The organism is Streptomyces sp. NBC_01707, assembly GCF_041438805.1.
Taxonomy (GTDB): domain Bacteria; phylum Actinomycetota; class Actinomycetes; order Streptomycetales; family Streptomycetaceae; genus Streptomyces.
In genome coordinates this window covers 4,832,686-4,855,739 of record NZ_CP109190.1, presented here as the reverse complement: position 1 = coordinate 4,855,739, position 23,054 = coordinate 4,832,686, and the positions used below count along the sequence as shown (strand labels likewise).

The 23,054-nt window shown below is 68.5% G+C and carries 12 protein-coding genes; 7 read left to right on the top strand and 5 right to left on the bottom strand.

The genetic code is table 11. The features are described 5' to 3' along the window. Nucleotides 1-2 precede the first annotated feature (2 nt). Together OG963_RS21790 and OG963_RS21785 are read left to right on the top strand one after the other, a co-directional pair. Nucleotides 3-3,200 (top strand): type I restriction endonuclease subunit R, encoded by a 3,198-nt coding sequence (locus tag OG963_RS21790; protein WP_371799357.1) that lies wholly within the window; start codon nt 3-5, stop codon nt 3,198-3,200. A 205-nt stretch (nt 3,201-3,405) separates the two neighbouring features. Then, entirely contained in the window at nt 3,406-4,719 is a 1,314-nt protein-coding gene (locus OG963_RS21785) for a hypothetical protein (protein WP_356671754.1), read from the top strand. Nucleotides 4,720-4,830: 111 nt separating this feature from the next. Here the strand turns inward: OG963_RS21785 and OG963_RS21780 are convergent, their stop codons facing one another. Next, nucleotides 4,831-5,229: a DUF397 domain-containing protein gene (locus tag OG963_RS21780; protein ID WP_371799356.1), complete on the bottom strand. Its 399-nt coding sequence runs from the start codon at nt 5,227-5,229 to the stop codon at nt 4,831-4,833. Here OG963_RS21780 and OG963_RS21775 point away from each other — a divergent pair. The 5 genes from OG963_RS21775 (at nt 5,176) to OG963_RS21755 (ending at nt 10,934) form a co-directional block, all read left to right on the top strand. After that, the gene (locus OG963_RS21775) at nt 5,176-6,765 is read left to right on the top strand and encodes a serine/threonine-protein kinase (protein ID WP_371799355.1); all 1,590 of its coding nucleotides are present in this window, start codon (nt 5,176-5,178) and stop codon (nt 6,763-6,765) included. The two genes, OG963_RS21780 and OG963_RS21775, sit on opposite strands and share 54 nt — an antisense overlap. 69 nt (nt 6,766-6,834) lie before the next feature. Next, nucleotides 6,835-8,967 (top strand): UvrD-helicase domain-containing protein, encoded by a 2,133-nt coding sequence (locus OG963_RS21770; RefSeq protein WP_371799354.1) that lies wholly within the window; start codon nt 6,835-6,837, stop codon nt 8,965-8,967. Between the two features lie 215 nt (nt 8,968-9,182). Continuing rightward, complete coding sequence (locus OG963_RS21765) at nt 9,183-9,596, top strand: hypothetical protein (protein WP_371799353.1); 414 nt, start codon at nt 9,183-9,185, stop codon at nt 9,594-9,596. A gap of 142 nt (nt 9,597-9,738) precedes the next feature. After that, nucleotides 9,739-10,284: a GIY-YIG nuclease family protein gene (locus OG963_RS21760; RefSeq protein WP_356671747.1), complete on the top strand. Its 546-nt coding sequence runs from the start codon at nt 9,739-9,741 to the stop codon at nt 10,282-10,284. 74 nt (nt 10,285-10,358) lie between these two features. Then, nucleotides 10,359-10,934 carry a hypothetical protein gene (locus tag OG963_RS21755; RefSeq protein ID WP_371799352.1) on the top strand — a complete coding sequence of 192 codons (576 nt, stop codon included), beginning with the start codon at nt 10,359-10,361 and terminating at the stop codon, nt 10,932-10,934. A 319-nt stretch (nt 10,935-11,253) separates the two neighbouring features. Here OG963_RS21755 and drmB read toward each other — a convergent pair whose 3' ends face one another. The 4 genes from drmB to OG963_RS21735 are packed head-to-tail and all read right to left on the bottom strand — an operon-like array spanning nt 11,254 to nt 22,981. Next, a complete protein-coding gene (gene drmB / locus OG963_RS21750) occupies nt 11,254-13,113 on the bottom strand; it encodes a DrmB family protein (protein WP_371799351.1) in 1,860 nt (619 codons plus the stop codon). A 1-nt stretch (nt 13,114) separates the two neighbouring features. Next, complete coding sequence (locus OG963_RS21745) at nt 13,115-16,375, bottom strand: helicase-related protein (protein WP_371799350.1); 3,261 nt, start codon at nt 16,373-16,375, stop codon at nt 13,115-13,117. Continuing rightward, nucleotides 16,368-18,287 (bottom strand): UvrD-helicase domain-containing protein, encoded by a 1,920-nt coding sequence (locus OG963_RS21740; protein ID WP_371799349.1) that lies wholly within the window; start codon nt 18,285-18,287, stop codon nt 16,368-16,370. Before OG963_RS21740 ends, OG963_RS21745 begins: the two co-directional genes overlap by 8 nt. After that, the gene (locus OG963_RS21735) at nt 18,287-22,981 is read right to left on the bottom strand and encodes a sacsin N-terminal ATP-binding-like domain-containing protein (protein ID WP_371799348.1); all 4,695 of its coding nucleotides are present in this window, start codon (nt 22,979-22,981) and stop codon (nt 18,287-18,289) included. Before OG963_RS21735 ends, OG963_RS21740 begins: the two co-directional genes overlap by 1 nt. Nucleotides 22,982-23,054: the final 73 nt, after the last annotated feature.

Below are 23,054 nucleotides of genomic sequence, written 5' to 3'. Positions count from 1 at the left end.
CCATGAGTCCCATCCACACGGAGTCCGCCTTCGGTGATGCCATAGTCGCCGCCATGGTCGAGCGCGGCTGGCGCGAGGCGCGTCCGCAGGATTACCGGGCCGATCTCGGCCTGGACACCAATGAGTTGTTCACCTTCATCGGGGCGACCCAGCCCGACGAGTGGAGCGAGCTGCTCACCGTCTACGGCGGCGACCCGAACGAGGCCCAGCGCGGGTTCGCCGGTCGCCTCGACCAAGCGATCGCCACCAACGGCCTCCTCGACGTCGTCCGTAACGGCGTCAAGGACCGGGGCGTCCTGCTCCGCGTCGCCTACTTCAAGCCGAACCTCGTCGCCCACGACTCCGTGCTGGACGGCTACCGGGCCAACCGCCTGACTGTCGTCCGTGAACTTGAGTACGCGACGAAGCAGGCCGACTGGGGCAACCGGCTCGATCTCGCCCTCTTCCTCAACGGCATCCCGGTCGCCACGGCCGAGTTGAAGAACCCGCTGACCAAGCAAGGGGTGGAGCAGGCCAAGGAGCAGTACCGCACCGACCGGGACCCCACCGAGCTGATCTTCACGCGCCGTGTCGTCGCGAACTTCGCGGTGGACCCGGATCTGGTCTTCGTCGCCACCCAGCTCAAGGGCAAGAACACCCGCTTCCTCCCGTTCAACACCGGCTCCAACGGCCCCGGTCAGCCGGGCGGCGCCGGCAACCCGGCCCCGACCGCCTACGGCACGTACGCGACCTCCTACCTCTGGGAGCAGGTCTGGCAGCCGGACAACTGGCTGGACCTGTTGCAGCGGTTCGTGCACCTGCACAAGAGCAAGACGCCCGGCGGCGGCACGACGAAGACGATGGTCTTCCCGCGGTTCCAGCAGTGGGACGCGGTCAAGAAGCTCACCACGCACGCCGCCACGCACGGCGCCGGCTACGACTACCTAGTCATGGCTTCGGCAGGCTCAGGCAAGTCGAACACCATCGGCTGGCTCGCGCACCGCCTCAGCGACCTGCACACCCCCACCGACCCGTCGGAGCTCGACGCCGAGGCCGTGGCCAAGGGCCTCAAACCAGGCGTGCCGGTCTTCGACAAAGTCATCGTCATCACCGACCGCCGTAACCTGGACGCGCAACTCCGGGAAACGGTCGGCAACTTCGAGCAGACCGCGGGCCTCGTCGTGAAGATCGACGAGAAGCACGGGGCGAAAGGCGAGCAGCTCGCCAAGGCCCTCTCCCGCGACACCGGGAAGATCGTCACCGTCACCCTGCACTCCTTCCCGGCGCTGCTCGACTACCTCCAGCGCAACCCCACCGAGATCCAGGGCAGCCGCTTCGCGATCATCGTGGACGAGGCGCACTCCTCGCAGTCCGGCGACGCCGCCACCGCCGTACGGTCCGCCCTGCGCGACCTCGGCCTGGACTCCGATTCGGACGACGCGGGAGTGACCACGGTCAAGGCCGAGGCCGCCACCCTGGACGAGCAGCTCAAGAAGAGGGCCGAGCAGCGTTCCCGCGCCACGAACCTCTCCTACTTCGCGTTCACCGCCACACCGAAGGCCAAGACCCTCGAACTCTTCGGCACGCTCCAGGACATCGACGGCAAGGCGACCTACCGGCCCTTCCACACGTACTCGATGCGGCAAGCGATCGAGGAGGGCTTCATCCTCGACCCGCTGCGCAACTACGTCACGTACAACACGTACTGGAAGCTGGTGAACCAGAACCCCGACGAGCGAGAGGTCGACCCCTCGAAGGCGAACTCCCTGCTCGCCCGGTACGCGCTCACCCATGACTCGACGGTCGCCCAGCACGCCCAGGTGATCGTGGAGCACTTCGTGGCGCACAGCCGGGGCCGCCTCGGCGGGCGGGCCAAGTCCATGGTGGTGACCCCCTCCCGGCAGTCCGCCGTAGAGATGGCGCGCGCGATCAAGAGCTACATCAAGGACCGGGACTACGACTCCAAGTACCCCGATCTGGGTGTCCTCGTCGCGTTCTCCGGCTCGCTCACCCTCGACGGCGAGGAGACCACCGAGCCGAAGGAGAACGGCGGGCTGTCGGAGAGCGCGCTGCCGAAGGCGTTCGCGTACACGCGCGCCGACGACAAGGCCGCCCGAGCCGGCGGTGCGGGCCAGCGCGAGTACAGGATCCTGGTCGTCGCGGAGAAGTACCAGACCGGGTTCGACCAGCCGCTGCTGACGACGATGTACGTCAACAAGACACTCACCGGCATCTCCGCCGTCCAGACCCTGTCCCGGCTGAACCGGACCGCCGAGCGCAAGACCCAGGCCGACCTGGCGGTCCTGGACTTCGTCAACGACGCCGACGACATACAGGACTCCTTCCGCCCGTACTTCGAGGAGGCGAACACCCTCCCTTCCGACCCCAACCTGCTCTACACCGCGCAGAGCCGGGTCATGCGGGCGGCGATCCTGTCCGGGCAGGAGATGGACGAGTTCGCCGCCGCGTACTTCGCCGCCAAGGACAAGGCCGCAGGCTCACAGTCCAAGTGGGAGAAACTGCACGCCGAGCTGTACCGGCTGCTCTCCCCCGCCGTCGCCCGCTTCACGCCCCTGCTCGAAAGCGAGGACGAGGACGACCAGGAAACGGCGGAGGGCTTCCGCGCCGACCTCAACGACTACGTCAGGAAATACGGCTTCCTCGCGCAGATCGTCCCCTACCAGGACGCCGAGCTGGAGCGGCTGCACCTCTACGGCCGCTACCTCCTCAACCGGCTGCCGCGGCGCGCGGACGGCGGCGTGGACATAGGCGAGATCGACCTCAGCCATATGCGGGTGGAGAAGACCGGTGAGTACGACGTCTCCCTCACCGCCGAGGGGCCGACGACGATGCAGGGCTTCGGCGACGGCTCGGGCGGCGCGAAGGAAGCGGAGAAATCACTGCTCTCGCAGTTGATCGAGAAGTTCAACGAACGCTTCGGCACCGAGTTCACCGAGCAGGACGTCATCCGGCCCTTCGAGGAGGCCAAGGCCGACCCCAAGGTGCGGGCAGCGGCCGTCGTCAACGACGAGGACAACTTCGGACTCGTCTTCGACAACGTCTTCGCGGACAAGATGGCCGACCACATCGACACCATCGCAGGCATGGGCCGCCAGTACTTCGGCCCCGACAAGGGCTTCAAGTCCAGCCTGGACCGCAGCGCCCGCAAGGCCGCCTGGCGAATGATCCGCCGCGAAGAGGGCTTGGACGACGACGTCTGATCCGTACGCCCCGGCCGGACATGTCGGCCGGGGCACCCTCCGGCCTCGATTCGTCCGCGGCCTGATGGCCGTAGGTGATCTGGTGGGTTGCCCTGGTGATCGTCAGTTCACCGGCAGACAACGCCCGTAACCGATTGCACAAGGTTCATACCGTTCTTGTCGGACATCAACCAAAGGCTGATGTCGGAGAAAACAAGGGGAGACGATGACTGACGACCGCAAGACGACCGTGCCCGTGTGGACGCTGGCGACCGCTGACGTCCGGGTGCCAGGGTTGACCGCGGGCGAGTCGATGACGGCCGAGCGACTGACGGAACTGCGCGGAGTACTGGCCGTCCTGGCCGACGAGCCGATCGTCACACTTGAGGCGCATCCGCTGCCCGCCAAGATCGACCGCGCCAAGGGCCTCCCGCTCGACGCCGCGAGTCCCCTGGCGCAGCACCTGTCACAGTTCATCACGCAATCGACGCGAAGTTCCCTCACGGCGGCCAGAGCGACCGCTTCCGGCGAGAATCTGTATCGCATAGTGGTCCCGGCGAAGGTCGCCGCCCAGCTCGGGCAGGGCACCGTTCGCCTGATGGAGCCGAAGGGGGCGGCCGGTCACGTCTTCGGGGACATCGTGAACACGACGACGGGCAGGATCGCCGCCAAAGCAAGTCTCGTGCCAGTCGGAGGAGCGGCAGCGGCGGGCACGGTCGGTGGAGCCGGTGCGACAGCCGGTGCCGCAGCCGCCGGCGGCACGGTGCTCACCGTGGCCGCTCCGCTCGTGCTTATGGCCGTTGCGGTGGGGGTGAGTGCGCACGCCGACCACAAGCGCCAGCAGGCCATCGAACACATCACGGAACTGCTGGAGCAACTTCAGCAGGACAAACTCGACGACGAGCACAGCGCACTCAACGGCAGCCGCGCCGCCATCGACAAGGCCACGGCCATCCTGCTCGACGAGGGCAAGCTCGGTGTCTCACTGGGACTCGACTCGGCGGTGCACACCATCGACACGGCGCTGGGCAAAGCCGACCTCCGCCTCGCCCGATGGCAGAGCGCGCTCGACAGCCTGCCCGAGGGTGAGGCCGTCGAACTCGACACGCTGACCAAGTCGTTCCCCGGCGTCGGCGACCATGGCGGCACGTTCCGCGCCCACCTCGAACTCGCCTCGCTGGCCATCGCGCTGATGCGGCGGGTAGTCATCCTCCAGGCAGTCGAAAGCGCCCAGAGCGACTCCGGCAATCCGTTCAAGAACTTCACCCGCGCACTCAAGCGCGACCAGCAGCGACTCGACGAAATGGAGTCGAGCATCGCCACTGTCCTGGTGCGCCTGTCGGCACTGGAGCTGGCAAGCCCGAACGGTTTGCGACCCGTCTTCACCACCGGTGAAGTCGAACGCCTGATGCGCGCGGCATACCGGATTCGCCGGCTGGGCGACGGCGTCACGGTCAACAACCGGACGACAGACGTGGCAATTGAGATCGCCCGCAGCAAGGACGGCTCGGTGGTCGTGTTCCCCGCGCTGCCCGCGTAGGCGTTGGCGTTCGCGTAGACACGCTCGCACCGCCCGCGTTCGCGTCGCGGGCGGTGGTGTGGCCCAGCCGCCGGTGCCGCTGGGCCATCACGGGGCTTGCGAATGTACGGCTCAGATGGTCTGATCGGCGGCCAGCCTGACGAGCCTGGCCCACGCCTGGGGGGTGACCGTCAGAACCGGTCCGGATCGGACCTTCGAGTCCCGGATGTATATGCCGTCGGCGGCGGCTGCGATCTCTACACACTCGCCACCCCCGCCGCTGCTGTCAGACGGTCTGGGCGGAGTACGTCCTGCCTGCGGGAGGCCGACCGGCCGCCACCGGCCGCCGCACCCTCCCGCCCGTCGTCCATTGCCGCGCTCAAGCCTTGTCGCACCACGACCGCTGGACGGCGGAGCGACGCAGCGGTCACACTTGACCCCTGACCGTGACTGTTCTTCACGTACACCGGGGGCAAGGTGCCGCAGGAGGCGATCTCCGACCGTTACGAACTCCTGGAGGAGCTCAGCCACGGCGGCATGGGCGACGTGTGGCGCGGTTATGACGCCGTGCTCGACCGGCCCGTCGCCGTGAAGCTCATCCGGCAGGCGTCGGTCACCTCCCCGCAGTTGGCCGAGGAGTTCGCCAAGCGTTTCCGTCGCGAGGCCCGCATCACCGCGCGCATCCAGCACCCCGGCGTGCCGCAGGTGTACGACGCGGTGCTCGACGAGTCGTACGAGCGGCTGTTCCTGGTGATGGAGCTGGTCGACGGCATACCGCTGTCCGCCTACCTCCACCCCGACCGCCCGCTGCCCGTCAGCTGGGCGGCCGCCGTCGCCGCGCAGGTCGCGACCGTGCTGTCGTACGCGCACGACGTGCCGGTGATCCACCGGGACCTCAAGCCGGGCAACATCCTCGTCGCACGCGACGGCACCGTGAAGGTCCTCGACTTCGGTATCGCGGCGATTCTGCGCACCGACGTCACCAAGCTGACCGCGACCGGCAGCCCCATCGGCACCCACCAGTACATGTCGCCCGAGCAGGTCCGCGGCGGACGCATCACCCCGCAGACCGATCTGTATGCGCTGGGCTGTGTGCTGCACGAACTCCTCAGCGGGCGCCTCGTGTTCGAGGCGGACAACGAGTTCCTGCTGATGTATCAGCACGTCAACGCTGCCCCCACCCCGCTGCGAAAGCTGCGGCCCGACGTGCCGGAGGCGCTGGAGGAGCTCGTCCTTCACCTGCTGCGCAAAGCGCCCGAGGCGCGGCCCGAAGATACCCAGGCGGTGTACGCGCGGCTGCTCCCGTTCCTCCCGCCACCCGGCCAGGAGCCCGGCGCGGCCGAGGCCGGGCCGGCCGGCGCACCCGACCCGACGGGCGTGTTCCGTCACCCGTTCGCGCCCCGCGCCCGCGCCCAGGCCCCCGCACCCGGTGGTTCGACGCCGACAGCCGTCCTCCCGGGGGCCCAGCCGGTGCCCGTCCCCGCCCAGCTGCGCGAGGACATCAAGGAGGCGTATGCCCATTCCGACGCCCTTCTGGAGGAGGAGCGGTTCGCGCAGGCCGCCGAGGTGCTCGGCGAGGTCATCGAACCCGCGGCCCTCGCCCTCGGCTCCGAGAACAAGCCGGTCCTGGCGCTGCGCCGCCAGCGAGCAGCGATCCGCCTCCTCGGCGGCGACTACCGGGCCGCCCTGCCCGAGTTCGACGCCCTCGCCGACGCATACGCCCGCATCGCCGGACCCACCAGTGAGCAGGCCCGCGCCTGCCGTGCTCAGGCGGCCCGCTGCCGCGCCGAACTCGGCCAGGTCACCGACGCGCTCGCCGCGCTCCAGGGTGTGCTGAACGTCGTACGGACCGTCGACAGCGACGTCAGCGAGGAAGCCGTGGAACTGCGGCACAACATCGGGATGCTGCTGCTCGCCCAGGGCCGGGCCGCCGAAGCCCGGCAAGTCCTCGAACCGCTCCACCAAGACATGTGCATGGTGTTCGGCCCCGACGACGAGATGACCGTCGAGATCGCCGAGGCACTCGCCGTGATCCGCCTCGGCCTCGACGGCGACGCCGCCGGATGAACCGGTGGTACAGCTCGCAGACACTCGTAGTCACAGGACGCACGCAGCACGTACGCAGAACGGGACACCATGCCGCACCTCGCCTTCGACATAGGCTTCTGCGCCCAGCTCAGCAAACTCCACGGCGCCGAGAAACAGGGCGTCTTCGACGCGTGGGAGAAGTTCGAACGCCTCACCCTCGACCAGCTCTTCAAGGACCCCGGCCTGAAGCTGGAGTCACTGAAGCAGGCCAAGGACCCGCACATCCGCACCATCCGCATCGCCCAGGGCACCCGCGGCGTCGTCCTCGCCCCCGACAGCGGCGACACCTTCGTACTCCTGCGCGTGATGCCGCACGACAAAGCCATCGCCTGGGCGATCAAGCAGCGCGCCAGCATCAACACGGTCACCCGCGCCGTCGAGATCCGCGACATCGCCATGCTGGACGAGCTGACCCCCGCGTATGAGCGGATTGCCGCCGCGCCCGACGAGCGGCTCTTCGCCAAGGTCTCCGATGGTGACCTGGCCGCCCTCGGCATCGACGAGACCACCCTGCGCCAGGCCCGTGTTCTCACCAGCAAGGAGCAGCTGGAGGCCTTCGCCCCCTACTTCCCGCAGGACCAACGTGAGGTTCTGGAGTACCTCGCCGAGGGCTTCACCGTGGAGGACGTCTGGCGCGACCTGGTATCGGTCAACCTCCCCACCTCCGAGTCCGATCCGGTCGACACGACCGACTATGCGACCGCCATCCGCCACACCCGCACCCGTATCGCCCTCGTCACCGCCTCCGACGAACTCCGCGACATCCTCGACAAGCCGTTCACCGCCTGGCGGGTCTACCTCCACCCCTCCCAACACAAGGTCGCCTACCGGGCCAGCTACTCCGGACCCGCGCAGGTGACCGGCGGCCCCGGCACCGGAAAAACCGTCGTCGCCCTGCACCGCGTCAAGCACCTGCTGCAGTTCCTGCGCGACGGCGACCGCGTCCTGCTGACGACGTACACCAACGCCCTCGTCGCCGCACTGCGCACCGGGCTGACCACACTCATCGAGGACGAGGAACTGCTCGCCCGCGTGGACATCACCACCGTCGACGCCCTCGCCAGCCGCGTCGTCTCCACCGCGCGCCGCCCGCTGCGCAGCGGGGAAGAGGGGACCCTCTGGCAGCAGGCCGCCCGGGCCACGGGCTTCGCCGGCACAGCCCAGTTCCTGGCCCAGGAGTACAAGCACGTCATCCTGGCCCAGAACCTGCGGAGCCAGGAGGAGTACGAGACCGCCGACCGGCGTGGGCGGGGCAGCCGCCTCCCCGCCGCCGAACGCCCCCTGGTGTGGCGAACAGTCCAGGACTTCACCGACCGCCTCACAGCCGACGGCCTGCGCACCTACCTGGGAACATGCGCGGAGGCCGCCGACCTGCTGCTGACTAACGGGCCGCTGTACCGGCACATCGTCGTCGACGAGGCCCAGGACCTGCACCCGGCCCAATGGCGGCTGCTGCGTGCAGCTGCCCCGGCGCGCCCCGACGACCTGTTCATCGCCGGCGACCCTCATCAGCGCATCTACGACACGAGGGTCTCCCTGCTATCCCTCGGCATCAAGGTCGCCGGGCGCTCCACCAAGCTGCGGAAGAACTACCGCTCCACACACGAGATCCTCAGCTGGTCCACCGCCCTCCTCGTCGGCCGCCCCTTCGAGCAGCTGGAGGACGACGCCCGCAACGAGACCCTCCTCGGCTACCGTTCGGCCCTGCACGGCCACGGCCCCGAGATTCACGCGGCTGCGTCGGAGGAAGCCGAACTCGACGCGCTCGTGGACCACATACGCGCATGGACGGAGAACGGCGTGGCACCCGGCGAGATCGGAGTCACCACCCGTTTCAACAAAAGCGTCGAGAAGGCTCTCGCGAGGCTGGCGACCGCCGACATCCCAGCAGTGAAGCTGAGGGCCGATGCACCGGAAGGAACGGACGCCGTCCGCATCGGCACCATGCACTCTTTCAAGGGCCTGGAATTCCGCTGCGTCGCCGTGACCGGTGTGAACGCAGATGCCCTGCCGGCGCCGAAGGCCGTGACACCCATCGAGGTGGACCGCCTCCAGCACGAAGCCGACCTCCTGTCCGAACGCTGCCTGCTGTTCGTGGCATGCACACGTGCGCGGGACGGGCTGTATGTGTCATGGACGGGGGAGCCGAGCCGGTTCTTGGCGGAGGCGAGGGTGTGTTAGCGGAACGAGGACCAGTTCGCCCCAGTGGCGGCCGCGCGCGTGACCTGACCGGTGCCCGAGACAGCACTGGTCAGGGCCCTTCAATGCCCCACGGCGGCCTGCGGTGGACAGGGGAGGACACGGCCGACGCTGCCCACCAGCGGGGATTGTGAGCCTTCTGCTGGCGCTGTACGTTCCCGCCGTACGGATCAGGATGATTCAGGGATAGGGGCAAGATGTCTGGATACAGCCGTGCCGAGGACGAGTGGGACTTGTTGGTCGAGGCCGGGCGGCAGTTCCTCATCGAGCGGGCGAAGCTTGGCAAGGTCACGACCTACACCGAACTCAACGCCACTTTGGTTCGACGAACGGGCTGCCGCGCTTTCGATTTCGAACGCGCTGACGAGCGGGCGGCTATGGGCCACCTGTTGGGAATGATCGTGGACCGAGATCAGGCGGGCGCCCCCTCCTCCTCACCTCTCATGATCTCCGCTCTGGTGCACTACTTGGGCGCCAACGACGCCGGGCCCGGCTTCTACGAGTTGGCCAAGCAGCTCCAACTGCTGCCAAAGAACGCGTCGAAGACCGAGAAGGAGACGTTCTGGATCAGGCAAGTCAACTGGCTCCATGAACGCCACGGGGCCACGTAGGCGCAACGCTAAATCACTTCGCGCCGATAGTACGGGCGGTGGGCTAGATGGGTACGTGCCAGCCGCTTCCGGAGCCGTGTGCGGTGATGTCGGTGGGGAGGCGTACCGTGCGCCGGAAGTTTGTTCAAGGGAGGGATGACTGATGAGCGCCGAGGGTCTGATAAGTCCGGACCGCCTGTGGGCGGCGGCCGAGGTGATGGGGCAGCCAGGGCCAGTGCCGGCGGTGCCGGGGGTTTACGGGTGGCGGTTCACCGAGTCACCGTATGAGGGGCTGCCGACGGATGAGTTGCTGTACGTGGGGATTGCACCCCGGCACATGGCGACGCGGAGCAGCACGCAGAACCTGCGGACGCGGGTGCGGTATCACTTCCGCGGTAACGCGGAGGGGTCCACATTGCGACTCACCCTCGGCTGCCTGTTGGGCCTGGAATTGCGACGTGTAGGCAGTGGCAAGCGGATGACGTTCGGGAAGCAGGGCGAGGCGGAGCTGACGGAGTGGTTGGCCGAGCACGCTCGGGTGTGCTGGGTGGAGCACCTGGAGCCGTGGCATATGGAGAGCGAGCTCATTGGGGAGCTCGACCTGCCGCTGAATCTCGACCAGAACCGGCACAACGCCTTCCATGCCCAGCTGAAGGAGATTCGGGCCAAGGCGCGGCAGCGGGCGCGTGAGCTACCGATCGGGGAGTGACCGCCAGGGGTGTGGTGTATCGAGGTGACTGCCGGGTGCCAGGCGGCGGCTGTCGCGGGGTTCCGGTTCGCGCGGTGGAGTACTCCATCGCCGGCCACGAGGGCGTCTACCGGCTCATCACCACGATCCTCGACCCGGACGAGGCCCCAGCCGCGGAATTAGCCGAACTCTACGCCCAGCGCCGGGAGTTCGAGTCCACCCTCGATGAGATCAAGACCCACCTCGGCGGTTCCCACCTGGTGCTGCGTTCCCAGCACCCTGATGGAGCCGAGCAGGAACTCTACGGCTTCCTGCTCGTCCACCACGCCATCCGGCACCTGATGCACCGAGCCGCACTGCAAGCCGATCACGATCCCGACCGGATCTCCTTCACCCGCTCACTGCGCGTCGTGCGCCGTCAGGTCACCGACCTGGCGGCGTTTTCCTCCGGCAGGCTCGCCCGCGCGGTCAAAGCAACCCACGCTGAACTCCTCGAACGCCTCCTGCCACCGCGACGCCGCCGGGACAACCCTCGCGTCATCAAACGCAAAGTCGCCAGCTGGCCCCTCGAACGCGCAGCCCACCACGTTGCAGACCGCCCACGCGCCCCGGTCATCACCATCGTCAATGCCACCAAACCCAAACGAGTCAAGCGGACAAAATCTCCCTAAGTTACCGGTATTGAGGCTAATGCCACTTGATGCAGGACCAAGTGCCCCCGAGTCCGTCGTAGACCTCGACGCAGGCCCGACAGGCGTTACTGGACCCGACCATCGGTGTGTAGGCGGCGTACGAACTCCGCGGTGAACGTGCGGCGCTTCGGGCGGGGCGCGGGGGGTAGGGCTCAGGGGTGCTGGGGTGGGTGGTGCTGGCCATGCCGGGATGTACTCCTGGCTCCTCCGTCCAGGCTGACCCGGGAGATCGGGTGCCTCAGTCAAGACTGTCGGAGAGCGGCACCGGAGCGGGCGTCCGCAGAACGTCGGGACTGGATCACTCGTCTGCCCGGGGGTAGTAGCCGGTGATCCCCAGCTCTGGGGAGCCCACGAGCAGCGCCCGGTCAAGCAGGATGTTGTTCAGTTCGCAACTGGTCTCTGGAAGCAGGACGCATGCGTGGCACGCGGCGAGGTTGAGTCCACCCGTGCCGCTGGCGTCGACCTCCATGCACAGCGGGTCGGCCGAGCACCACGATATGCGGCGCAGTGCCGCATCGAGTGAGGAGGCGAGTCGATCGGGCTGTCCTTGGGCGATGATGCCGCCGAGACTACCGGCCGAGTCGCTGGTCGCCGTGTACAGGAGGAAGCCCGCCATCTCGTCCGAGACGTACAGTCGCTCCCGCAGGGCGGCGGCGGGGTAGCCGCAGTCCAGGCTCCACTCGTTGATGAGTGCGTGTGCCAGCGTGTGCACGAGGACCAGTCGGGGGGACACCGGTGATTGAGGCTGCGTGTCGCCGCGGTCGCGAAGCATCTTCAGGTGCCGCTGCCGCAGGGCCTTCACCCGCGCGCCCGCCGGTTCGGATTCCACCCTCGCCTCCCACGCGCGCAGACGGTCGGTGTCCAGTCGAACGAAGACGCCCTCGCCGATCACCTCGATCGCGGGAAGCCAGGAAACCGTGCCGCGGTGCAGCCGGGCACGCCGACCGGGCGGGTCGGACGGCATCGGGGCGGTGACCCGGGTGAACGCGGTCAGGGCACGCACTTCACGCAGCCGCTTGACCAGCATCGTCTGCTCGACGCCGGGCACGGCCGGTGAGCCGGCCGTGACGTTTGGGGGGACGCACACGAAGTGTTGGTTCTCGGGGGTGTCCTCGGTGGTGGAGCTGAGCTGACGGAACTCCTCGGCGCGTAGCCGGTCCGCCAGTTCGAAGGCATCCGGGTTCTCCGGGTCGGCGTCCTCCTCGCGCTCGGCCGCCTCGAGGGTGCGCACGGCGTCGACGATGTCCGCGGTGGTGTAGCGGCCGTCGGCCAACCAGCCCTCGTCCAAGGCGTACTCGGCGATGCGTGCGTCGTCCTTGCCGACGAGATGCCTGCGGTGCTCGCGCCGCATCACGAGCTGCATCAACGCCTTGTGCCACGGCGGAATGGTCAGGGCGGAGCGGACCACAGGGAACCAGGCCGCGGACGCACCTCGCTGCAGGGCCTGCAGGGCTTCCCCGCAGCCTGGCTGCGTCGCCTCGTCACCGAGCCAGGGACGGTGACCCTTGCAGGTGATGCCCAGCCGTGCCATCTCCTTACCGCTGAAGGCTCCCTCGAGGGAGGCCTTCTTGCCGCAGCTGCATTCGATCACGATGGAGCGCAGGGATGCGGTGCGCCCGGTGGAGATCAGTTTCATCCGGCATCGATCCGTCGATCCGGGGGATGCGGCTTCCCGGCGTCGGTGGGTCCACTCCCAGTAGGGGAACTCGGACAGGTGGCCCTGCGCGCAGGCCACGATGAAGCGGGAGGGGATGACCGCCCGGTCGCATTGTCCGCAGTGGCCGCGGCCCTTGGGCGAGTTGAACCCGTTGTAGGGCTTCAGTGCGCCGCATCCTTGGCACGAGTACGTGGTGGGGAAGCGTCGCACGCGTACCCCGTCACCGGCGGGTGGATCGGACGCCGGGGGCAGGTGGAAACCCCGTACGTGCAGGTCGCTTTCGAGTCGGGGTTCGTGGATGTCGAAGTCCGGTCCGACCTTCCAGCTGTCCAGTCCGCTCACCAGGAACGACTGGTCGCCGATGGCGACCATCGCCCCGACGCCGTAGGTCGTGATCTGCTGGGCGCGGCGCACCGCGCCGAGCCGTCCCAGTACGCCTTGGGGCGGCGGCTCCTGGCCCTCTCGGTCGAGGCGTCGTCGGCTGCCCGAACGAAGTCCCATGTCAGGCCTCCAAATACAGGTCGGATTCGACGTCCACGTCGCGGAAACTCCACATGGTTTCGATGGCTTCGGTCAGGTCGTCGTCGTTGTGGGCGCGCAGGAGTGCGGTGTCCGCCGGGCGTTTCTCGCCGGGGCGTCGGCGCCGGGGTGCCTCGTACACCAGGTGCGGGTTGTCGGCGGCGTACGCGCACCAGTCCTCGATGATCCAGTCGATCTCCTGCGCCACGTGGCCGGCCTCGACCAGGTCGATGTTTTGAGCCCTCGCGACGAGCGCGTTCCTCAGATCGACGAGTCGGTCGGCGTAGCCCTTGACGTTGCCTGCGTCAGTGTTGGAGCGGGCGTCGGGGATGGTGAGGCGGGCGAGCCCGATGAACGCGGCGTGCAGGGCACGGTCGCGCGCTCGCGGCGAGAAGGGGGTGACGCTGGTGGACTCGACCTGCCGGTACAGGGCCGAGTGGTAGGGGACGAACCCCTCGTAGTGCGAACGGTCACGGGAGCGAGCCGAGTTGAAGAGGGTGACGACGAGCCCGGGGTGCAGACGCCCCACCCGACTGGTCGCCTGGATGTACTCCGCTGTGGTCTGGGGCTGTCCCAGCACCGCCATGAGGCCCAGACGGTCGACGTCCACCCCCACGGAGATCATGTTCGTGGCCAGGACGACGTCGGAGGCGGTCTTGGGCCAGCCGGTCTCCAACTCCGCGAGTTTGTCGGGGATGCGGCTGGACGCCACGCGGCTGGTCAACTCGGTGATCCGGTCCACCTCTCGCGCACGCAGGTTTGGCAGGCCGTCGTTGCTCGCCAAGAGCTCCAGACGCCGGTGGACGTCGTCTCGGACCTGCAGCTCGGCGGCGGCCAGGAGGCGAAGGCTGTTGAAGTAGCCCACCAAGGTCCAGTAGGCGTCGCGTGTCTTGTCACTGCCGTCGATGACAGCCGCGTGGTGCAGCAGCGCCGCGTAGGCGCGCACCAGCAGCGTGGCCTGGGAGGTGCCGGGGGCGAGGAGCCCGACGTAGCGGCGGGTCGCCTTCTTGTCCGCCGGCGTCTCGACGGCGAACCAGGAGTCCCGGGCGTCGAGGCCCGCGGGCGGGAACTGGGCCACCTCCGGTCGGTCGAAGAGGGCCTTTCCTTGGTCCTGGGCGCGACGGATGGTCGCCGTGGACGCGATGATCTTCGGGCGGTCGCAGGCCAGGTCGATCGCCGCCTCGTAGAGTCCGGCGAGGGTTCCGAGCGGTCCGGAGATCAGGTGCAGCTCGTCCTGGACGATCAGTTCCGGTGGCGGGGTGTCGAGGTGTTCGATGTCCTGGTTGAAGATCGCCGCCACCTGTTCGCGCCAGGCGATCTGAGCGAACTTGTCGGCTGTCGCGATCACCAGGGTGGGGTGGTAGTGGTAGACGGCTTCGTCCACCAGGTGCACCGGCAGGCCCCGGCGGAATGCACAGCCGGCGTTCGGGCAGCGGATCGCCAGGCGCCGCTCCTGTGCTTCCACGGTGTAGGCGTGGTGGTCCAGTGCGGTCCCGCACCAGGGGCAGGACCTGAGCTGCACGGGATTGGCTTCGTGGAGCTGTTTGCCTTCGGCCAGCCTGCGCAGGCCCGTCTCCGCGGACTTCTCCTTGTCCTGTTTGGTGGTCAGGTAGTTGGGGGTGGCGGCTTTGCCGACCCACATGCCGATGGAGATCGGCTCGTCTCCGAGAGCCTCGGGCTCCTTGCGGCGCATGTGTTCCATGGCGCAGATGAGTGCGGAGGCCCGTTCGAACTGCTGCAGTGTCAGGAGACGGAGCGTGTATCGCATGAGCACGGTCACACCCGCACCCCGCTCCCCGAGGCGCAGGCGGCGCAGGAAGGTGGTGAAGGCGATGAGACCGAGGTAGGCCTCGGTCTTGCCGCCGCCGGTGGGGAACCAGAGCAGGTCCGCGGTCTCCCGATCGGGGTGGTTGGGGTCGGTGATGCCGTCCAGGCACAGCAGGAGGAACCCGATCTGGAAGGGACGCCAGACTCCGTCTTCGACGGGCTCGCCGACTCTGCCCTTCTTGATCCACGACGTGCGGGCTCGCTGGGTTGCCATGGCACGGTTGGCCAGGCGGAATGCACGCATGGCCTGAGGATCGCGCTCCAAAAGAGCGATACCCGAGTCCATGCGTTGCCTGGCCCGGTCGCACAGCTCGAGCTGTCGGTCGAGAACCCGCGCGAAGTCGGCGTCCACGCGATGGTGGGCGCGCAGCGTCGATGCGTCGATGCCGCGATCCGCGATCCAGGCGCCGTAGGCGGTGGTCAGCCCTCGCAGAGCCCGGACGACGTCGGTGTCGTCGGCGTCGGCCAGCCGCCGCATGCCCAGCGAGTCCACAGCGATGTCCGGGTTGGAGTCGGTCAGCAGCACCTCGTGGGAGGGTGCGAATTCGCTCCACACCGCTGACGTCGCGGCCGGTACACAGTCCTGCGGCCGCAGGTCGCGCGGTGTGGGGGGGCGCCAATGCCAGTCCGCCGCGCAGCCGTGTCCGGTGGCGAAGTTGGGGGCGTGCCGGTGCAGCAGTCGGCTCAGGACCACCTCGTCGTCCGTACTGGGCGGCGCGGGCCGCTCCACCAGAGCCAGGGAGCCGTCGCCGGTCGCGACACGGATCTGTGTCTGGAAGAAGCAGGAGGTGTCCTGGATCTGCCCCGATGCGATCTCGTGGGTGTTGACCAGGGTCGTGGTCACGGCGACGACGCCGCGGGGACCGCTGGGGCGGCGTACCCGTACGCGTAGTTCGAGACCGGGGGCGAGGGGGCGCGGTTCCTGGCGCAACTCGGTGACGTCCACCGGCACGGGCGGAAGGGACAGGGGGCGCCGCCGCCAGTACAGGTCCTGCTCGTCGGTCGTGCGCCGTTCCGCACGCTCGGCCGTGGTGGGGACGCCGGCTTTGTCGACCGGGTCGTACACGGCGGCGGTGACGGTGACGGTGACGGTCTGGCAGACCGCGGGGTCGACGGCGAAGGTCAGCCCCAGGGCCGAGGGCTTGCGGACGTTCGCCAGGGTGACGCCGGTGTCCGGGGTCTCGTCCACGGTCAGGGTGGAGTCGGCGTCGTCGTGGTCGAGTTCACGGGCCTCGGCGGTGAGACCGTCCGTGTCCCGTATGCGCGGGAAGAGCACACCGAGGGCATAACTGGTGGCGGGCCAGTCGCCGATGGTCTCCGTCGAATCGGCGTCCGCCCCCGTGGGACCGAGGAGGTCGCGGCGCAGCCGATGGACCAGTTCGTCCCTGAACCGATAGTGCTCGCGATGGTCATTCATGGCTGCCCTCCGACACGCCGGTGGTGTGGTCGTAGTGGAAGCGGCCCAGCCCGCCCAGGCGCGGGGCGAGCCAGATGCCGTGATCACCCAGTCCCGCGGCGATGCCGGCGGCGGTGCTGCCGGTCACCGTCTCGACGGACTCGATGCGGACGCCGGTGATCCGGACGGGCCACGTGGAGGGGCGATGCTTCGGCCCCTGGCGCTGATAGCGGTAGAGGTCCTTGCGGAAGGAGTCCGACACGAGACCGATCGGGCGGTCGCCGGCGCGTATCAGATAGCCGGGCGACATGACCCCGGGAGCGTCCTCCTCGCCGGTGGGGGGCGTGGCGTCGATCTTGTCCAGGGTGACAGGGGTACCGGCCGTCAGCTCTTCGCGGAAGAGATGCTGCAGGCTCTTCACGTCGTCGGCGAATCCGACCGTGCCCGCGGGGTGGGTGACGTGCACGTCCCCGCTCTTCATCTCGACGCCCTTGCGTTCCCATTTCTTCCAGCCGTAGCGAGCCCACCGCCCGGTTGCGGGGCAGCGACGCACCTGACGGACGTCGGGCGAGGGGTGACGGTAGAGCTCCTCGCGCGGTCGGGTCATCGCGACGTACAGGGCCCGGATCTCCTCGGAGGCCAGGGTGGGGGAGTCGAAGCGTGCCGCGTCCAGGGGGCCGGGGTCGACGACCAGGACGCGGTCGAACTCCAGTCCCTTCGCGCGGTGGAAGGTGGACACCACCAGGTGGTGATCCGGTTGAGCCGTCAGCTCGTCCGGGAGGCGTTCGCCGGCCAGTGCGTCCCGTAGACGGTCGAGGGCGACGGTGCGGCCGGTGGGGTCGCCGAAGGATCCGCGCAGCAGCCGCCACAGGCGCTCGCCGTCCTGGTCGGCGGGAAGCACGTGTCCGGCATGGTGGAGGTCGTCCCAGGCGCGGCGGGACAGCGAGGGGCCGTCGACTTCCCGCAACAGGGCCTCCAACCACGCGGGGGCCGAGCGGTCCCGGGCGCCCCGGCGCAGCCGGTGGTCGACGCTGAGCGTGTGCAGCTGCTCGGATATCAGCAGCGCCTGACCGTTGGTGCGGCACAACAGTGCGGTGGGGCGATCCGGGTCGTTCAACAGATCCCGGAAGGAGGGTTCGTTGAGGTCGCCGAAGTCGTCGGCCGCCAGCAGTTCCTGGCGGAGCTCCGCGTGGAGGGCGTCGGCGCCCCCCGCGTCGAGGCCGCCGCTGTCACGCACGCGGCCCTCGAACCGCAGGGCTGTGCGCGCCTGTTCCGTGCGGGCGCGGAAGTTCTCACTGAGCGTCAGGTGCACGAGGTCGTCGCCGAACAGGTCCTGCAGCGAGCGGAAGAAGCGCCCCGGTTCCAACGCCAGGTCGTTCGGGTCGCTGACCGAGAAGGCGTAGATTGCCTGCGCGGGGTCGCCGACGACCGTGAATCCGCAGTCGAAGCGTTCCAGCAGATTCTCCACCAGGGTGCTGCGTCCTCCGGTCAGGTCCTGCACCTCGTCGACGACGACGTGGCGCAGGTCCTTTTCGAACAGGACGTCCGCCCGGCCAGCGGCGATCGCGTCGGCGGCCTGCTCGATGCGTTCATCGAACGACGTGCTGCGCCAGTCGGTTGCGGAATCGATCCGGGTGAGCACGTCCAGCGCCCAGGAGTCGAAGGTCGTGACCCTGACCTGCCGGGCGTCCTCGCCCCCCTGGGCGAGGACCCGGTCCCTGAGTTCCCGCACGGCGGCCCGGGAGAAACTCAGGACCAGGATCTCGCCCGCGCTCAGCCCGTCGTCCTCCAGGAGGTGGTCCAGGCGCCGTACGAGCGTGTAGGTCTTCCCGGCTCCGGCTCCGGCGGTGACCAGGACCAACGCGTCGGCGGGCTGTTCGACGACGACCGCCTGCTCCGGGGTGAGGGCTCTGTCCGCGCCGCGGGTATCCATCAGTACGCCTTCTTCCACAGGTGCTCGAACTCCGTGTACGCCAGGTCGCGCCCGAAGTTCTCGATGTTGTCGCGGACGTTGAGGATCAGGCATTCGGGCTCCCCGCCGTTGGCGGGGCCGCGCAGTCCACGACCGATCATCTGCACGTAGGTGTTGGGGCTGTAGGTGGGGCGTGCCACGACCACCGCGCGGACCTTCGGCGCGTCGAAGCCCTGCGTGAGGACCCCGTAGTTCGTCAGAACCCGTATCTTGCCGTTGCGGAAGTCCTCGATGCGTTTGGCCCGGATGCTGGATCTGGTCTTCGACTCGATGAAGGCGGCCGAGACACCGCGGTCGTTGAGCAGCGCGGCGAGGACCTTGGAGTGCTCCACGGAGGTCGCGAAGACGAGGATGGGCCAGCGTGGGTCGAGTTTCTCGATCTCCGCCACGATGCGCTGGGTGCGGGAGACGTCGTCGGCGAGCTTCTTGGTGATGTCGTCGGGGATGCGCATGCCGTTGTTCTGCAGGACCGTCTCGGCCTGGGCCGGCGACAGGGCGACGCGACCGCCGGAGAGCTCGCGCTGCTTCACCCGCGACAGGACCCCGAGGTGCTGCAGGTGTCGGTGCGCCGCGTTCTCGTCGTCCCCGTCGAAGGCACCGAAGTCGAGGCGGCGCTCACCGAAACGCTTGACCAGGCGTCGCGTCTCCTCGTCGTTGCGGCCGCGATAGGCGGTCGCGGTCAGGCCTATCAGAGGGCGGGAGACCCGGTACTGGTCGATGCCCAACAGATCCAGGATCTTGGTGTAGGTCTTGGGGATCGCGAAGTGGGCCTCGTCGATGATGACCGCCGCGGCGTAGCGCAGCCACGCGTACCGTTCGTCGGCCAGACGCTGGACGAGTGTGTCGTCGATGGCGACCACCAGGTGGTGTCCGTCGTTGAACGGCTCGGGGTGGTGGCCCTGACGCATGCGGCTGATGTGCAGTTTGGAGGCGGAACCGAGGTGCGGCCACAGGAACTCCCAGGTGGCGATGGCCTGCTCGCACAGCTCCTCACTCTGCGCGATCCACAGCACCGGTCCGACCAGGTGACCCTCGCGCAGGGCGCGGATGGTCGCCTCCGCCGCGACCCGGGTCTTGCCCGCTCCGGTCGGCAGGCTGAGCATCGCCCGCTGCGGGGTGTCCTGGACCAGGAGGCGATACATGTTGGACACGACCGTGACCTGGTAGTCGTGCAGGTCGGCGACGGTTCGAGGCCCCATGACGGCGAAGCTCGTGGGGGGTGGCGTGTCATCCGGGTCGCCGGCCCAGGACGCGGGGAAGCCGTAGTTGCGCAGGAACGCGCGGGTCGTGGCGCCGCCCACCCACTGCGTGGGGGTGTCCTCGAACCCCGCCTCACGGAAGGCCGGGGCGAGGGTGCGCAGGACGTCGTCCCCGTACGACGCCATCACCAGGCGCGCGACGCGCAGGTCGTCGGCCGGGGCGCCGCGCAGCTCCTCGTCGGTGATCAGGAGACCCGCGGGAAGCCGGTCGCGCAGACGGTCGACGCCCAGGGCCAACAGTAGTTTGCGGGCGACGTCGGGCTCCCGGCGCACCGCGACGAACTTCTCGTTCTCCCGGTCCTTGACCTGCTGTGCCAACAGGGCGCGGCAGGCGGCCTCGTCGAGGCGAAGACCCAGCGCGGCGGCCACGGCCATCAGCACCGACAGTTCGCCCTCGGGGCCGCACAGCAGGATGTCGGAACCGGAGCGCGTCTGGGTCAGCGGTTCTTCCTCCCGCCCGTGGCTGGTGGTGGTCACCACGCGGGCGAGCGAAGAGCACTGAACGATCCGCAGGTCCGTGTCGTGCGGGAGGCGCTGCTTGAGCCGCGGGTAGACGTCGAACAGAGGGGTCGGATCGCCGGCGGGTACGTGCTCGATCTCCTCCTTGATGGCGAGCTCGGCGTCCTGCATCAACCACAGCCTGCGCATGCGCTCGGCGTCCGCCGCGGTCGGCGCAAGGAGAGCGGGCAACCGATGGGCCCTCAGAGCACGGTACTTGGCCCGATCATGGGTCACGTAGATGTCACCGTCCGGCCGAGAGGCCCACTCCTCGCCGACACGGCACCGCGTGCCCTCGTCGCTCGGCCAGGGAATCTCGGCGTCGCCCTCCGTGGCCTGCGCGAGGAGGGCGTAGGCGCGGCCGACGAGGGCGTCGTCGTCGGTGGACGCGAGACGCTCGAACAGGACGCGCCAGGCACCGGGTGGGACGTCGTGGACCTGTGCGGCCAGACCCAGCGCCGCCGCGATCTCGGAGTCGACCTCAGCGACGGGAAGGAGGTCGCCGTGTGTGCGCAGCTCGGGAGCGACGGCCTCGGTGATACGGCGCAGCCCCTGACCGGTGGGCAGGTGCACCTTTTGCTGTATCAGCCACACGATGGGGGAGTCGACCGTGTCCTGGGCACCCGTGGTGGGGCGGCGCACGATCCAGTGGTGCGGGACGCCGTGGCGGGGCAGGGCGCGGACGTAGGCGGCGCGTCCCTCTTCGGACAGATCCAGCAGGAGTTCCAGCGGCCCTGCGGTGTCGGAGCCCTCGACGACGATCGCCTTGGCGCCGACGTGCCGACCGGTAAGCGACTGGTTGAATTCGTCGAGCGCGTACTCGAAGTACCCTGCGAACCACGCCGCTTCCCGGTCGACACGTGCAAGAGTCGGGATCTCCGATGCCCCCAGATCCCTGAGCACCGCCAGGTCGGGACCGTGGAAACGCGGATCGATGGCTGCGTGCGCGTCACGGGACAGGTCCGAGGGGACGACGCGGCCGGGCAGGAGGCATGCGTTCAGAGGGCGGAAGCGGCCGTCACAGCACCTTACGTGGATCGTCTCCCGGTAGCCCGGACACCGGTCCTGGATCGCGGTCACCGTCGGGGCACCACCGGCCTGGCGGGCGAGTTCCCAGAACTGGGCCCAGTCGCCCTCTGCGTACCCGGCGAAGCCGATGTCCAAGACGGCTTCCAGGCGGCCAACGGCGCTGGCTTCGGTGATGCCCAGGATGGACAGGGCTTTCGACGCCTCCCGGTCGAGGGCGACCTCGGGATGCACGTACCTCTGCCCGTCGTGGAGCGGTCCGGACGCCGTGACGCGCCGGTACACGCCTCCTGGTTCGGGGACGTGGAATTCGCCGTCCTCGGTCAGCAGGATGCGTGCACGGGCGGCCTCCGCGGCGTGCGCGGAGACCTTGGACTTCATGTCGGCGGCGATGACCAGAGCGAGGATGCTCGCCTCGGGACTGCCGTCCGACACCAGTGCCTCGAGCCAGTCCTTGACGGACGCGGCGCGTCTGTCCGCCCGTTCCATGACGTCGCGCACGCGTGAGCGACGCTCGCGGGCCTCGACGCTGTGATGCACCCAGTCCGTCGGGCGACCGGGGTGTTCGGCCCACAGTCGCAGCCACTCCGGCTGCAGGTTCTCGGGGTGCAGGTGCACTTTCTTCGGCTCGCGCAGAGTGCCCGTCTGGTCGGGTACGGACGCACGCACGACCGCCGCGTCCAGCACATCCGAGCTGAGCTGCCGGTCCGCCCACTGGGCGGCCTCGCGTCCGCGGGCCGTCAGCAACGTGAGATACGAGCCGGGGTCGTCCGCCTCCACGAGCTTGGGCACCGAATCGACGATCAGTTCCGCGGCCGCCCGGATCAATTCGGTGTTGAAGGGGCTCGTCTGGAGGTTCTGGCGGTCGGGGTTCGTCTGCCAGGCCGCGTTCAGCACGCCCGTGAGGGTCGTGTTGTAGTGGGTGGGGAAATAGGCCCAGAACTCGCCGCGTTCGGAGCGATTCTTCACCCCCTTGCCGGGCACCGCCCAGGAGATGCGGATCGTCGGTCGACCGTGCTGGTCACCCGCCGTCTCCAGCGCCTGCGGCGAGGGCGAGTGATCGCGGGAGAAGACCCGCCACTGCTCCGTGCGGACCTGCTTGCCGTCCAGCTGCTCGCGGATGGTGTGGACGTCGCCGGAGGCGTCCTGGTTGATGACGCGCAGGTGGTGACGGCCGTTTCGCGCGTCCTCGAGTATGACGGTGTCCACATGGGGGGAGAGCAACTGGAAGTGCACCGGGAAGTTGTGGAGATCCCCGCCGAGCCGCTCAACCGCACCCGGCTTCAACGGCAGCACCACCACCGTGGAGGCCCACTCCATCAACGCGTCGAGGCGACGGTCCCTCTTGCGCTCTGCGACGTCGTCCAACACCTGGGCGATCCGAAGGACCGGCGTCTCCTGATCCTCCGGGACCGGCACGGTGGCCCGGATCAGTTGGGAGGACCACTGCTTATCGAAACCGAAGCTACCGCTGGTGCTGAAGAAACGAGGGGTGTCACAGACACTGAGCACGGACTTCACGCCCACGCCGAAACGCCCGATCTTCCCACCGCGCTTGGCCGACGAACTCATGTGCAAAATCGTGTCCACGCCCTGCGGGGAAACGGGGGAACCGGTGTTGGCGCAGTACAGGTAAGTGTCCGTCAGGACGACCTGGATACGGCCCTCACCCTCGTTCTCGATCTCGTCGGCGCCGTTCTGGACGAGTTCGTAGATCTGCCGGTCACTGTAACCGCCCCTGAAAATATCGCGTTCCAGGTGCGCATGCTCCAGCACGTGCCGGTGATCGGCCCGATAGACGTCGAGACTGCGTCGCGACAACTCGCGTACGGCTGTCAAGACATCAAGCAGATGGGACTCGAATTCCTGCATGGTGCGCGTGACTCCCTTTGACCCTGAAGCATCAGGGTCAGCATCGTGATCGATGAGTGTGAGGCAGGAGCTG

Excerpts from the sequence above, each read along its gene's own strand:
- OG963_RS21785 (WP_356671754.1), top strand. The coding sequence starts at position 3,406 with ATGACTGACGACCGCAAGACGACCGTGCCCGTGTGGACGCTGGCGACC.
- OG963_RS21735 (WP_371799348.1), bottom strand. The coding sequence starts at position 22,981 with ATGCAGGAATTCGAGTCCCATCTGCTTGATGTCTTGACAGCCGTACGC.
- drmB (WP_371799351.1), bottom strand. The coding sequence starts at position 13,113 with ATGGGACTTCGTTCGGGCAGCCGACGACGCCTCGACCGAGAGGGCCAG.
- OG963_RS21770 (WP_371799354.1), top strand. The coding sequence starts at position 6,835 with ATGCCGCACCTCGCCTTCGACATAGGCTTCTGCGCCCAGCTCAGCAAA.
- OG963_RS21760 (WP_356671747.1), top strand. The coding sequence starts at position 9,739 with ATGAGCGCCGAGGGTCTGATAAGTCCGGACCGCCTGTGGGCGGCGGCC.
- OG963_RS21740 (WP_371799349.1), bottom strand. The coding sequence starts at position 18,287 with ATGGATACCCGCGGCGCGGACAGAGCCCTCACCCCGGAGCAGGCGGTC.
- OG963_RS21765 (WP_371799353.1), top strand. The coding sequence starts at position 9,183 with ATGTCTGGATACAGCCGTGCCGAGGACGAGTGGGACTTGTTGGTCGAG.
- OG963_RS21745 (WP_371799350.1), bottom strand. The coding sequence starts at position 16,375 with ATGAATGACCATCGCGAGCACTATCGGTTCAGGGACGAACTGGTCCAT.
- OG963_RS21790 (WP_371799357.1), top strand. The coding sequence starts at position 3 with ATGAGTCCCATCCACACGGAGTCCGCCTTCGGTGATGCCATAGTCGCC.